This is a genomic window from Microbulbifer sp. ABE4_465 (genome assembly GCF_056160765.1).
Map to the genome: position 1 here is coordinate 58,200 of NZ_JBSWXV010000011.1, position 13,660 is coordinate 71,859.

Here is a 13,660-nt window from a genome sequence, read left to right on the forward strand (position 1 = left end):
ACCGAAGGCGGTGGACAAGGCCCGAGGAATACATGCCCAACCAAGCACCAATAAGGCTCGCGATAAACGGCTACGGCCGTATCGGACGCAGTGTCCTGAGAGCCCTCTACGAATCCAACCTGCGCGACCAGCTGCAGATCGTCGCTATCAACGAACTGGCCGACTGCGCCACCATTGCGCACCTCACCAAATACGACACCGTTCACGGCCGCTTTCACGGCAAGGTCGAAGTGCACAACGAAACCCTGCACATCAACAGCGACCAGATCGCCGTCACCCATCACCGAGACCTCGAAGACCTCGACTGGCGCAATCCCCAGATCGACATCGTCCTCGAATGCACCGGCAGCTTCACCGAACGTCAGCGCGCCGAACTGCATCTAAAAGCCGGTGCCAAAAAAGTCATCTTCTCCCAGCCCGCGCAAAGCGACGTCGACGCCACCATCGTCTACGGCGTCAACGACACCGCGCTCAACGGAAATGAAACCATCATCTCCGCCGCCTCCTGCACCACCAACTGCAGCATCCCCGTCATCGCCGCCCTGGAGAGCGCCTTCGGCATCGAAGCCGGCGTCATCACCACCATCCACTCCGCGATGAACGACCAGCCGGTAAACGACGCCTACCACCACACCGACCTGCGCAAAACCCGCTCCGCCATATCCTCCATTATTCCGGTAGACACCGGCCTCGCCCGCGGCATCGAGCGCATACTCCCCGACATGGCCGGCAAATTCGAAGCCCAGGCCATGCGCGTGCCCACCATCAACGTGTCCGCCATCGACCTCTCGGTGCAGCTGAAAAAGTCCGTCACCCAGGCCGAAGTCAACTCTGTACTCAAGACCGCAGCGGAAACCCGATTCTCCGGTGTGCTCGGTTACAGCGAAGAACCCCTCGCCTCCTGCGACTACAACCACGATCCCCGCTCCGGCATCGTCGATGCCAGCCAGACCCGGGTGGCCGGCAATAAACTGGTCAAGGTGCTGATCTGGTTCGACAACGAGTGGGGTTTCGCCAACCGTATGCTGGACGTCACCCGCGCGCTGCAAATCCAGTGACGAGCGGACGGTGACGCGCGGACAGAAAGTTCAGTAGAGAGCGTAGATAGAGAGCGTAGATAGAGAGTGCAGATAGTCCTTCTCACCCACGAGCGCGAGTTGGAGCGCCCAACCAATACCGGGCGGCTGGCGCTGGATGTGTGTAGCGAAGATGCGTCTGTCAGTCTGCGCCGTCTTGTGTGGCACCGTACCGAACCGGATGCAACATTGCTCGCTTTGCTGGCGCAGTCGCGTACCGGGGTACTGTATCCCGATAGTGAGGTGCAAGTTGGCGGCAGCCAGACCGCTTCCCTTGGGATTGCAGAGTGCGACGTTTTTATCCTGCTCGATGGCACCTGGCAGGAGGCGCGTAAAATGTATAACCGCAGCCCGTACCTGCACGAGGTGCCGAGAGTGGATCTCAAGGTCGGCGGCGCCTCGCGTTTCACGCTGCGGCGCAATCAGCGCGCGGGTTGTCTGTGTACGGCAGAAACCGTTATTGAGATTTTGCGCGCAAAGGGGCGCGCGCAAGCGTCGGAAAGCATCGAGGCCAGGTTTAATCGGTTTCTAGCGGAAACTCCTTGAAAACCTTGCTCACTCAATCGGGTTTCACCGGGTTTTCTTCAATCCTGGCAACATTTGCAATCACCCGCAGCGCAACCAGTGTGTGGATCGCCGCGAGCTGGGTTTGCTGCCGCGCAAACGCGTTATATTCCGCGTAGTCGACATTTACCTTGCAGACGCTCTTCTGTTTACAGGGAGCCTCTTTCTTGTGGTAGTCGGGCTGCGTGACGGTAATCTCGCTCTTGCCGAAATTGTTGCCGAGAAATGAATCCGAATATTCGCAGAACTGGTCGTAATGACAGGGTTTCCAGAAATCAATCCAGGTGCGCTTGTTCAGTTCACTGTTGATCGTTGCAGAGTAATCACTGGATAAATTGATCACAGTTTCTGCGGCGATATTGTCTGGGATATCCTGAAGCAGGTTGATGCTTAGAGATTTTTTCCGGTCACCGGTGAGGGATCGATACTCAACGTCAACTTTTTCGCAAAGGCTGTCGTCCAGTGCGTTCGCAATTGGCAGCGGGTACTCATCGAATTCATCTTTCTGGAAAGTGCTGTGATAAATCGGCAATACGTGTGATGGGTTTGCCAGATCCTGTATGTAGTGGGAAAAGGCACCCAGAGATTGGGAAATTCCAGCCTTGTCGCCGGAATTGACGGCAGTGTTAATTTCGCGAATGGTTTTGCTCAGGTGATAGTCCATTCGCGGAGACGCAAAACCGGCTGCTCTCCGCGGGAGGGCTTTTTCCTTATCGTAAAAGTGCCAGTATGCGAGTCTGCGGATACTCAGGTCATCCTCCCCCTTTGACGCCTCACCGGCGGCACAGGCATCGATCCAGGATGTAAGATTTTTATCTTGCTCACAACGGCTTTGGAAGTGCTGTATGGCCTGGCAGGTAAGATGCTTGTGATTGCTGGGTGAGAATGACAGCGCTGTGAGTGGGTACGCAAATAGAATGCTAGTTGCGCATGTCGCGCGCGCAAATCGCGGAAGAGACCATCCGGAAAAATTTTTGGGCATCGACCTTCCCTGCAGGCTTGTTATTGGTGTTTGCTGAGAATGTTATCCCGAAACCGAGGGTCCATGCGAAAATTTGTCGATCGCCGCAATCTCGGCCGCATTCTCGGCCCCGACCCCGACCCCGACCCCGACCCCGACCCCGACCCCGCTCCAGCGGTGCCTCCGCGTGTCAGGCCTGCGATACTGTCTAGATCGCGCCTTCGGTGCGCCTACCTAATTAGTGCCACAGGAACCCAGGCGATTTTTGTACGGCTGGTAGTCGAAAAGGAATGTATCGTACTCCGTGCGAAATGCTGCGCAGGACGCTGTGCTGTCATCCGAGGTGCCGCAGCATCGAATGGCCTCACGCAGCGCCTGCTCCGATACCGCGTCGAATGACTGGGAATGTCCTGCGCCGTACATAATGCTGTCCTCCCAGGTTTGCACCGGTCGCCAGGAATTATTGCCGTGGGCGCCGCCGTAATAGCAGCCGGTACCCTGCAGGCAATCCTGCCCAATGTTTTCAGAGCCCCACACCGGCGTACATTGAGAGCCGAAGTAATCGTCAACGGTATCCTCTGACCAGCCGCAGCAACTGTAGTTGCCATTTTCATCGGTTTCACACGTGCCATCTGCGGTGCGCATATAACTGGTACAGCTCGCTCTGTCGGTGAGCGTCGGGCAGGTAGCGTTTGCGGACTGCACATACTCGGATGCTGGTTTGAAACTATTGCACCATTTGCTGCATCCAGGTCCGTCCAAATTTGCCCATTCTCTGGATAATTTGCTGGGCCACCCCTCTGCACTTATTCCGTCATTACTGATGGGGCTATCGTATAGATCGGCGAGACCGAAATTATGGCCAATCTCATGGATGACGATGTTGCGCAACTGGTGCAGGGTGGTTTCGATATTCAGCCAGTCCTTGTCGCTGGCAACGTAGATAATCTCGCCACCGGAAGCACCGTAGTCACTTTCACCGATAACGACCTTCAAAATACCGTGAATATCGTCACTGGCGCACTGCTCTAAAATGGCTCGGTGCACCTGCTCAGTGTCACAGCTGAAGCCGCCCTTGTCCCTGTGAGTACATCCCAGGGCGGAAAAGCCCGGCAGGTCGATTTCGTAGAAAGCAAACTGGCTCTGGAATTCGGAGAAAGGTGTCAGTGCGCGGAACTGATTGGTTACGGCATCCTGCACGATTTCACTGAAGAAGGGAGCAGAATCCAGATTGGCAAAAAGCACCTTGAAAGGGGCCTCGCTATTGCCGGCAAATGGCGTGCAGGAAGTCAGCTGGGCATATTCACCGGGATTCAGCGGGCTTTGTGATTCTCCGCTGCCGGTGGCTGGAGTGTTGCCGTCGGACGAATCCAGATCGTCTCCCGGAGCGTAAGATGGTGCGGGAGGCTGTAACTCTGTGTCTTCTACCGCGTCGTTTCCGCCTCCGCCGCCACAGGCGGCCAGTGTCAGCAAGGCGATGGCGCAAATCAGGCGCAGGGTAAGGTTTGGGCGAACGGAGAATTCAGGCATGTCAGGGGCTTGGGGCTATCAATTATTGTGTGTTGTCCCTGCGCGGCAATGAAATGACTGCCTGGTGCCCTTTTCCCTGATGCGGATTGCGCAAAATTGCGCCATTTTATGAGGCGTTTCCCGTTGAAGCCAGCGCTAAAAAGCCTGAAACTGCAACTGAATATCAAGTCACTTTTCGTGGGCGCGAGCGCCCGGCGGAATTGAAATCGTTTAAGGAGAGTAAGGTGAGAAAATTGTTTCTTTGGCTGAGTATGCTGACAATCGCTGTTCCGGCGTTGGCATTGGAGGTGGGAAGCCCGGCACCGGAATTTTCCCTTCAGGCGTCGGATGGAAAAACCTATTCCCTGTCTGATTTTAAGGGACAACAGGCAGTTGTGATCGCCTGGTATCCGAAGGCGTTCACCAAAGGTTGCACCATCGAGTGCAAATCTCTGGCGGAAAATGGCCACCTGATTCGCGAATACGATGTAGCCTATTTTATGGCCAGCACCGACGAGGTGGAGGACAGCACCAAGTTCGCCGCGGAACAGAAGGCCGATTTCCCATTGTTGAGCGACCCCTCGGGTGAGGTGGCAGCGGCCTATGAGGTGAAAATGCCTGTGCTGAATATGGCCAAACGCGTCACCATTTATATCGATAAGGCAGGGAACATCACCAAGATCGACAAGGACATCAAGCCTGCCACCAGTGCCCAGGATATGGCGCGCACTCTGGGTGAGCTGGGGGTTGCCAAGAAATCCTGATCTTAAAGTAAGAGATAATTGAGGCCGCAATTGCGGCCTCAATTATTTGGTGACTACCAGAGTGAGTCACCGCTCTCTGGTTCCGCCCCGGCGGCTTCGTTGCTTTTCCGCAGTAGATGCCGCTCCAGCGTTTCTCCCTTCATTTCGATCCCCGGTGCACGGTCCGATTGGGATGGATCTTCAATGATGGACAGTTTGTCCATAAAGTCCCAGAAGCTTACGAAAACTTTTTCGAGATCTTCCTGTGGTGGCTCGGTGCCGGGCTTCCAATATCCTTCAGGGAGTAATGACACCACCAGCAGGTGCTCATCGGTGAATGGGGTATAAAACGAGTAACTCCGGTCGACGGTGTAGCTGCCGTGATTAGATTGTATCCAGTGCCGGCCCTTGAGTTTATGGTGAATCAGCTCGTTGATTTCTTGCGGATAAATGAAGTCTTCCGGATCCAATTCTTTCGTGTTGGTAATATCGAAGACGCGATTCACAAACTCTTGTTTATCTTGCAAGCCGGAGGGCGATACCTGTAGTTCCGGGGCGGGCCAGCAAATATTGATTTTTACTCGGCAGAACCCGAGTGTCGCAACTTGCTCACCGTAGGGAACAAAATGTCGCCAGAAGATTGATCCTACATGCAAGTAGCTGTAACGGGGGCGGTTCCCATTAAACGGGCGGTCCAGCCCCGGGAAAATGTATGGCTCGTAAATATCGTGATTGTAAATATCCGAAGTGTGGGGAATGTATCCGGGGTGGTACTCGTGTGGTTCAGACGGTTCACCAGAAAAAATCAGTTGATTGCCGGATAGATCGAAGCAGCTAATTGAACTGTATGTAAATGGGATGTATTCGGCGTGCTCAATGCCAAGCGTTGTCATGCGCATCTAGTACTACCTACCAATTCACTCTGGATTTCAACTCACTGACCAACCTCACAAAGTTGTGAGCCTGGTTTGAGCTAATCGCTGCTGGGTTCTGCGCGTAATGAGTGATCGCCCTGTTCACATTGTTTAGGAGTGTGTTTGCCGGTTTAAGGTTATTTTCAAGTGCAGTCCAGCTTTTGCTATGTAACTGCAGTCCTCTGCGCGTTGCATCCAGGTCGAGGGCCTGGAAGGTTCTGGCGCCGAGACTTTTCATGCTCATATTCTTGTTGAACTTAGCCTGGAGCCGGTTTATACGAGGTAGCAGGCTGCCGAGGCTGGAGCGGGGCTCCACGAAGCTGAATTCATGGTGGGACAGGCTGGCAATACCTTTGGATTCAACCAGCACCAGGGCCTTTTCCAGAAGCTTTGCGCCGTGGCCGAAAACGTACCAGTGATGGGTCTGGTCTGTTTGTGCCCAGTATTCATTTTGCGTATTGATCAAGACCTGAGACAGCTCCTCCGGACCGGCCGATTCCGGTGTCACCTTTTGCTCGGGTGTTTTCCATGTTCCCAGTTTATCGATAATGTTGGTGGGACTGTAGTAAAGTGCAAAGTTGGTGCCGAGTTCACTGCCTTTTGAATTTCTTGCCAGATAATCTCCTACCGCCTCGCTAGTGCTCTGAACACCATACGATTGTGACTCACTATTGAAACTTGCAGCGATGCTTGCTATCGGGGTCGGAACCTTAAGGTCGCGTGCTGCCCTGCTTATCCACTCTCCACGCTCTAAAGTACAATTGTAAAGCCCGCCCGGATTTCCCTCTCCACGATTCAAATTCTGCTGAATCTTGCTGATGTACACCCCTTCGCCAAAACTACTCGGTGCTCCAGACTGCAGGACGCTGTAGGTGATAACAACGGAATGACAATCAAGTCGATGCTGGTGAGCGTTGGTTTGGTTGGACTGGCTGCCTATTCCGGCCGCTGAATTCTTGAGGCCGATCATTTTTTGCAGTGCCTGCTGGCCGTAGAGCTTGTCTTCTTCGACAAACTCCAGATAAGTGGTAAGCAGGTCGGGGTCAATAAACACCCGGCGACCATCCTTACCAACTGTTTCCTTGCTCAAAAAGATATATTCACTAAACGGCCGGGCGACTTCCTGTTGCATATTAATTCCATTGCAGCGTCAAAATTCAAGCCGGTTATTCTAGCGATGGGTTTTCCGTTGTTGAATGCCGAAAGGATTGTAATCTGTTGAAATATCGAATTTTGTTTTGTACGTCAGTACCGGTTTGATCGTTTTATCGAAAAGAAGGCCGCGCTGAATGGGGTTCAGGCGGCGAACACTTGGGGGTATAAATTGGTTCTGGGGCGGGACTACTGTCGTATGCCGGCTATTTGGAATCGATCAGCTCGATACCGTTCAGCTCAGGAATGGCACTGTGTAGCGCCAGCTCGAGCTGGTCCAGTTCCTGTACCTGTTCACACAGGCTATCCGCGCGGGCTTCTAACACTTCGGCTTTCGCTTCCACTACCTTCTCCGCTTCTTCTGCCGCAGCTTCGGCGCGCTCCTCGATACTGGCCCCGCCGGTGAACGCGGCTTTCATTGCATGCCAGGCAATCTTGCCGGCAAAGCGTGTGGCGAGATCTGCAATCTGCGGCTCCAGTTCGCTTTCGAATTTTGTACTGAAGTTGCCTTCCACCCAGGGGCTGCCAAAAGTAAACACTTCTCCCGGTTGCTCCATTTCTTTGGCAACGGTATCACGCAGGCGCCGAGCGTCGGCGAGGTAGGCGCGGGTGTCTGAATCATCGGGGCCGGCGAGCGCTACCAGGGCGATGCCCATGCCTTCGGTGGCAACATCAACCGCCGCGATGGCGAGAGCGGAGACTTCCCGCCCCGCACTGTGCAGCCCCTGCTGGTAGCCCTCCATCAACTCCTGCTGCTGGGCGGTAAGGATCAGGCCGGTGTCACCCACCGCGAGCTGGTCTGGCGCATTGAAGGCAAACAGCGGTTCTGCACTGTCTTTATCCCGGACTTCGAGGAAACCGGGGCCGACGGTAATCTGGTGGTGAATATCGATATTGCACTGCCGGGAGTACGTCTCAGCAGCTTCGTTCTCCTCGGTCGATGCTGCCGCCATTGGTGCGGAAACCGTGACGAGGGTGGATGCGGCGGTGAACAGTAGGGGGAGCAGGGGTTTCATTACTCGATCCAATTCAGTGGTTTCCTCTAGGACGTGCCTGGCCTCTCATTTGGATGCAGTGGTACTCAAATGGTCTCAATCACTGACCATCGGCCCCTCATTCCTCAGGTTCAGGGTTTAGGGCGGGACGTAGATGAATCGTCTGGTGATAGCCGGAAAATTGGTGACGTCTGCCGGTGGACTGGCGTTCTGCCAGTGGTACCCTTCAAACCCACCCAAAGAATAACAATTCATGTATAGGCAAAACCTCGGGGGATTCATGTTGCACCGGCTGATCATCGTATCTTTTTTACTGTTCAGTACCCTTGCTCACGGCGAACCTATTTCGGCAATGACTTCCGGAATGAATAAGCAGCAGGGACTCTTTGATTATTACTGGGATGAAAAGACCGGGCGGCTGTTGCTGGAAATCGATGAGTTCGACCGTGAGCTGTTGCTACTCACCGGTCTCGCCCAGGGGTTGGGTTCCAACCCTGTTGGCCTGGATCGCAATCAGGTCGGTGAGAGCCGGGTGGTAAAGTTTGAGCGTGTGGGCAACAAGGTCTTACTGCACCAGATCAACCTCAAGTACCGAGCCCTGTCGGAAAATCCGGCCGAGCGCCGCGCGGTTTCCGAGGCCTTCGCGTCTTCGGTGATCTGGGGCTTTGAAGTCATTGGTGAGGAAGGTAACAGTGTACTGCTGGATTTCACCCCGTTTATCCTGAGCGACCAGCACGGCATCGCCGCCCGTCTCAAGCAGACCGGCCAGGGCAGCTACAGCCTGGATGGCAGCCGCTCCGCGGTCTATCTGTCGCGCACCAAGAGCTTCCCGAAAAACAGCGAGTTTGAAGCGCAGCTGACGTTTACCGGCAGCGAGCCGGGCAAGTACCTGAAAGAAGTGGTGCCAACACCGGAGCTGGTGACCCTGCGTCAGCACCTCTCCCTGGTGGAACTGCCGGAAGAGGGCTACACGCCCCGCCGCTTCCACGCCAATTCCGGCTACTTTCCGCTGATCTATCGCGATTATGCGACCGCCATCGATCAGCCCATGGATCAACGCCTGATTTTCCGGCACCGTCTGGAAAAGCGCCCGGGCAGTAACGAGCCGGTGGAACCCATTGTGTATTACATCGACCCGGGCGTGCCCGAACCGGTGCGCAGTGCGCTGATCGATGGCGCCAGCTGGTGGAACGAGGCCTTTGAAGCCGCCGGTTTTGACAATGCCTTCCAGGTAAAACTGTTGCCTGAGGGCGCCGACCCGCTGGATGTGCGTTACAACGTGATCAACTGGGTGCACCGCTCTACCCGCGGCTGGTCCTACGGCTACTCCATTTACGATCCGCGCACCGGTGAAATTCTGAAGGGCAACGTTACCCTGGGGTCCCTGCGCGTGCGCCAGGACTTTCTGATCGCCCAGGGTCTGCTGCAGCCCTACGGCGATGAAAATGCGGATACAGAAAAACTGAAAGCCATGGCGCTGGCGCGTATTCGTCAGCTGTCCGCCCACGAAGTGGGTCACACCATCGGCCTTGCGCACAACTTTATTGCCAGCGCGGAAGATCGCGCCTCGGTGATGGACTACCCGGCACCGCTGGTGACCATGAACGACAATCGCCTGAACGTGCAGGAAGCCTACGACAGTGGCATTGGCGCCTGGGACAAACTGGCGATCCGCTACGGCTACGGAATTGCCGAAGGGGATGAGTCGGAATATCTCGAACGTGTGCTGGAGGACGCGAAGAAACAGAAACTGCGCTTTATTACCGACCGCGATTCCCGCACCATCAACAATGCCCACGCTGAATCCCACCTGTGGGATAACGGCAGCGAGCCACTGGAAGAGTTCCAGCGAATGACGGAACTGCGCAGGCACGCCCTGGAGAATTTCGGTCCCGCCGCAAATAGGCCAAGTGCCGCGCGCTCGTCTCTGGATGAAACCCTGGTACCGGTCTACTACGGGCACCGCTATCAGGCGGAAGCCGTGGGTAAACTTATCGGTGGACTGGATTACGATTACCTGTACAACGATGCCGGTTCAGAAAGTTATCACATGGTCGATGCCGACCGGCAGCAGCAGGCCATCGATGCTCTGTTACTTACCCTGCAGCCGGAATTCCTTACCCTGCCGGAAAAGGTACTGAGACTGCTGCCTCCAAAGGCATTCGGTTACAGCCGCAGCAACGAAAGCTTCCCCGCCTATACCGGCGTGGCCTTTGACGCGATTGCCATGGCGGAAGCGGCTGCGGGGCATACCTATTCCATCCTGTTACATCCGGAACGTGCCGCGCGGTTGCAGCAACAGCAGGCGCGCCGCGGCGACGGCCCGGGGTTCAATACCCTGCTCGCGCAACTTACCGAGCAGTCACTGGAGAAGGATAAGTATCAGGGGCTGCAGGCAGCGATCCACCAGCGGGTCAATCACGTGTATATCCATCAGTTGATGTTACTGGCCAGTGACAAAAGCGCACCGGAATCCGCCCGCGCCCGCGCTAACTTCGAACTGGCCAGATTCCAGCACGCGATCGGTGAAATGAAATTGTTTGGTGACGATCCCCAGGGATACAACGCCCATTATTTTTATGAGGCCAACCGTATCGCAGCGTTTATGAGTGGGGATCTGAAAGTGGACAAGGGTGACCTGAAACCCATGCCGCCGGGATCGCCGATCTGATGCCGGGGTCGATTTACGGCCCCAGACAATCAATCCAGCAATCGATCCGACAATCCCGAAAGAACCGCGTAAATTACGCGGCTCTTTTCATTTTTGGCTGTGTATTTTTCGCGATTAAAAGTAACAGCGGCCACCCCAACGGAAGCGACAGGTGGCATTTACATTTTTGCTCACCGAGTGGCTCGCGCCCGCATCGTCGGTCACCGTCAGGGTTACGCTGTAGGTGCCGTCCTCGGCGTATTCGTGACTGGGATTCCGGGCAGTGGAACTGCTGCCGTCGCCGAAGTCCCAGTGCCAGCTCTGGATGCTGCCGTCGCGGTCGCTACTGGCGTCACTGAAGCTGGCGGTAGAGCGGGCCACGGTAAATGTGAAATCCGCAACCGGTGGCTGGTTGGGTTCACTGCTATCTGGATCGGTGACGGTCACGCTCTGGCTGCTGCTGGCACTGGCGCCCTGGTCATCCGTCACCGTGAGGGAAACCGAATAGGTGCCGGCTGTGGCGTAGGTGTGGCTCGGGCTCTGCGCGTTGCTGCTGTTGCCGTCGCCAAAATCCCAGGCCCAGTCGGTGATATTGCCGTCGGCGTCGCTGCTCTGGTCCTGGCAGTCGATGCTGAGTTCATCCTCGCTGCAGCTGAACGCGGACACCGGTGGCTGGTTGCCGCCGCTGACTGCATTCAGTGCCGCGCGCGCATCCACAATGCCGGCGCCACAACCGCCACTGCAACTGCCGGGAAGCGCACGTGCGGTGTTTTGCAGCGCGTCGCTGACCTGATCCGGGGTAAGACCTGGGTTTGCCTGGTACAGCAGCGCCGCGACACCGGCCACATGTGGCGCCGCCATGCTGGTGCCCTGGTAGAACTGGTAGCTCTCGCTCGCGGGGCCCTGGGTGCCGCTGTTGAGGGTGGAGAGAACACCGTTGCCACTGACATTGGTCTCTCCTCCCGGCGCGCTGATTTCCACCGTCGCTCCGTAGTTGGAGTAGGAGGCGCGATTGCCCTCGCGATCGGTGGCCGCAACCGTCACCACGCCTGCGCAGTTTGCGGGGGTGAAATCCGCTGCGTTGGCGTTGCTGTTGCCCGCGGAAATCACCACCGTGGCGCCATTGCCCCGCGCGGTGTTGATCGCGCTCTGCATGGCCGCACTGCAACTGCCCTGGCCGCCCAGGCTCAGATTGATGACCTGTGCCGGGTTTGCATTGGCGGGCACCCCGGAGACGCTGCCGCCACTTGTCCACACGATGGCATCAATGATATCCGAGGTGTAGCCGCCACATTTTCCAAGCACTCGCGCCACCAGCACTCTGGCGCCGTGGGCGACACCGGCAACGCCCCGGTTGTTGTTGGTCATGGCGGCGATGGTGCCCGCCACATGGGTTCCGTGCCAGCTGCTGTTGCGCGGTTGGGAAGGATTGAAGAATCCGCATTCCCAGGCGCGCAACCAGTCACCGGGATCACTGGGATCACCGTCGCGGCCATCACCGTCATTGGCCACGGCGGTGTCGTCGATAAAGTCGTAGCCCGGAATGATGTTGTCGTTCAGGTCCGAGTGGCTGGTGATACCGGTATCGATCACCGCGACCACGACCCCGCTGCCATCGTGGGTGTCCCACGCCGCCTCCAGGTTGGTGCCGCCGGTGCTTTCGAAATAGTGCCACTGTTCGCTGTAGCGACTGTCGCCGGGAACCGCCGTGTGCTGCATCAGCTGGTCTACTTCCACGGTTGCCACACCGGGCTGTCGGCGCAATACCGTGAGCAGGTTTTGCAGGGCGGCTTCCGGCAGGGCCTGTTGCAGGGACAGCAGCTGGAAGCGACCACCGGCAAGGTTGCGTGCGAAACGCAGGTCGGTGCCGGTAATGTGCGAAAGTGTCGCCAGCCTGGTTTGGCGCTCTGCCTGCGCCGGCTCATCACTAAACCTTACTATCAGGCGCTGCGGCAGTGATGAGGTGTCATTCAGCGGAATGCCGGCTGTCGGTTGAGCCCAGGCGGTGCTGCCGAGCAGATAGAGGAAAAATACGGACAAGATACGCGTTGCGTGGCGGCAATAGGTGTTCACTTCAGCTTCCTGCTGTGACCGGCTGAATCCGCAGCCTGGATGAATGTTGCACGGGTGTCGTCAGTCGATCTGACAAGTAGTCGCGGGCGCACAGTTCCATTGCGCTTAACAAAAAGCCTAGCAGGGGCGCGGAGTTTGCGGGTATGGGTGAAAAGTATGAAAGCGCGGCGGAGAAAAGGCTGGGGCTCAGAGGCCCTTTGCGCAATCTAGCCGCGGATAAACTGGGACTTGCGAATCCAGTGGTCGCCACGATAGCGGCGCGTGGGGGTGGAAGTGGTTTTGGCCCAGAAGTAGTCCCGATTGAACTGAAATTCCACTTCGTAACCCTCTGCCAGTGCCGCCAGTGGCATTGCCTGCCAGCTGGCCTGGCGGCGTTTACTGGTGGCCTCCAGCAGGTATTCGGTGTTATCCACAATCGCCACCACCCAGGCGTGACCCTGCCCCTGATGGGTGCCAAGGGCAACCCGCGCGTCGACGCCGAGGTTGATCAACCAGTCAGCGAGCAGAATGGCGTGGTCTTCACAGTCACCGCGTTTCTGATAATAGGCCTGGCGCGAGGTCTGCCAGATATCGGCGAGACCCGCATACTGCAGGTGGTCGTACTGATACTCCTTGCGCACCGCCAGCGTGTACAGGGGCACCCACAGGGACTTGGTTTCAAATGGCTGGAAGCCCACCAGATAACTGTTGGCAAAGTGGTGCAGCCGGTCGAGACCGCGGGCGGAGGCGGTGACAGACTCCAGACCTTGCCAGTTCCAAACCGAGATATAGCTGCTTTCGTGCTCTGAGCGCTTGGCGACGGCCTGCTGTACCATGGCTTCGGTCAGCGGCGAGCCGCTGCCGCTGATGACCACGCTACCGCGCTGGTTGTCCTTGACTTGGGAGGTGTCTGTCTCGCTGCGGATCTCTGCGAGCTGGCGTTGGCTCAGTACCTGTTCCTCCGCCAGTGACTTCCACTGACGCGCCAGTTCCGGCCCCATCAGCGCAACTCCCACCAGAATGAACATCAGCCACTGTCTCACG

The 13,660-nt window shown here is 56.7% G+C and carries 11 protein-coding genes; 4 read left to right on the plus strand and 7 right to left on the minus strand.

The genetic code is table 11. From position 1 onward, the window contains the following. Nucleotides 1-32 precede the first annotated feature (32 nt). Together gap and ACXAG1_RS15440 are read left to right on the plus strand one after the other, a co-directional pair. Nucleotides 33-1,058 (plus strand): type I glyceraldehyde-3-phosphate dehydrogenase, encoded by a 1,026-nt coding sequence (gene gap, locus ACXAG1_RS15435; protein WP_475090954.1) that lies wholly within the window; start codon nt 33-35, stop codon nt 1,056-1,058. A 66-nt stretch (nt 1,059-1,124) separates the two neighbouring features. After that, nucleotides 1,125-1,622 carry a DTW domain-containing protein gene (locus ACXAG1_RS15440; protein WP_475120192.1) on the plus strand — a complete coding sequence of 166 codons (498 nt, stop codon included), beginning with the start codon at nt 1,125-1,127 and terminating at the stop codon, nt 1,620-1,622. Between the two features lie 13 nt (nt 1,623-1,635). On the opposite strand, the gene ACXAG1_RS15445 is transcribed toward ACXAG1_RS15440, so the two are convergent. Next, nucleotides 1,636-2,304, minus strand: coding sequence for a hypothetical protein (locus ACXAG1_RS15445; protein WP_475120193.1), 669 nt, complete (start codon nt 2,302-2,304; stop codon nt 1,636-1,638). Nucleotides 2,305-2,835: 531 nt separating this feature from the next. Then, nucleotides 2,836-4,131: a hypothetical protein gene (locus ACXAG1_RS15450; protein ID WP_475120194.1), complete on the minus strand. Its 1,296-nt coding sequence runs from the start codon at nt 4,129-4,131 to the stop codon at nt 2,836-2,838. A 224-nt stretch (nt 4,132-4,355) separates the two neighbouring features. Between ACXAG1_RS15450 and ACXAG1_RS15455 the strand changes: the two genes are divergently transcribed. After that, nucleotides 4,356-4,874 (plus strand): peroxiredoxin, encoded by a 519-nt coding sequence (locus tag ACXAG1_RS15455; RefSeq protein WP_475120195.1) that lies wholly within the window; start codon nt 4,356-4,358, stop codon nt 4,872-4,874. Nucleotides 4,875-4,927: 53 nt separating this feature from the next. Here the strand turns inward: ACXAG1_RS15455 and ACXAG1_RS15460 are convergent, their stop codons facing one another. The 3 genes from ACXAG1_RS15460 to ACXAG1_RS15470 all read right to left on the minus strand — a co-directional run bounded on the left by ACXAG1_RS15460 (nt 4,928) and on the right by ACXAG1_RS15470 (nt 7,935). After that, entirely contained in the window at nt 4,928-5,752 is an 825-nt protein-coding gene (locus ACXAG1_RS15460; RefSeq protein WP_475120196.1) for a hypothetical protein, read from the minus strand. A gap of 10 nt (nt 5,753-5,762) precedes the next feature. After that, nucleotides 5,763-6,899 (minus strand): hypothetical protein, encoded by a 1,137-nt coding sequence (locus tag ACXAG1_RS15465; protein ID WP_475120197.1) that lies wholly within the window; start codon nt 6,897-6,899, stop codon nt 5,763-5,765. Between the two features lie 226 nt (nt 6,900-7,125). After that, nucleotides 7,126-7,935 carry a DUF2884 family protein gene (locus ACXAG1_RS15470; protein ID WP_475120198.1) on the minus strand — a complete coding sequence of 270 codons (810 nt, stop codon included), beginning with the start codon at nt 7,933-7,935 and terminating at the stop codon, nt 7,126-7,128. A 343-nt stretch (nt 7,936-8,278) separates the two neighbouring features. Between ACXAG1_RS15470 and ACXAG1_RS15475 the strand changes: the two genes are divergently transcribed. After that, the gene (locus ACXAG1_RS15475) at nt 8,279-10,585 is read left to right on the plus strand and encodes a zinc-dependent metalloprotease (RefSeq protein ID WP_475120199.1); all 2,307 of its coding nucleotides are present in this window, start codon (nt 8,279-8,281) and stop codon (nt 10,583-10,585) included. A 114-nt stretch (nt 10,586-10,699) separates the two neighbouring features. On the opposite strand, the gene ACXAG1_RS15480 is transcribed toward ACXAG1_RS15475, so the two are convergent. Beyond that, on the minus strand, nt 10,700-12,637 hold the full coding sequence (locus ACXAG1_RS15480; protein ID WP_475120200.1) for a S8 family serine peptidase: 1,938 nt from the start codon (nt 12,635-12,637) through the stop codon (nt 10,700-10,702). A gap of 206 nt (nt 12,638-12,843) precedes the next feature. Next, a complete protein-coding gene (locus ACXAG1_RS15485; protein ID WP_475120201.1) occupies nt 12,844-13,659 on the minus strand; it encodes a transglutaminase-like domain-containing protein in 816 nt (271 codons plus the stop codon). Between the last annotated feature and the right edge of the window lies 1 nt (nt 13,660).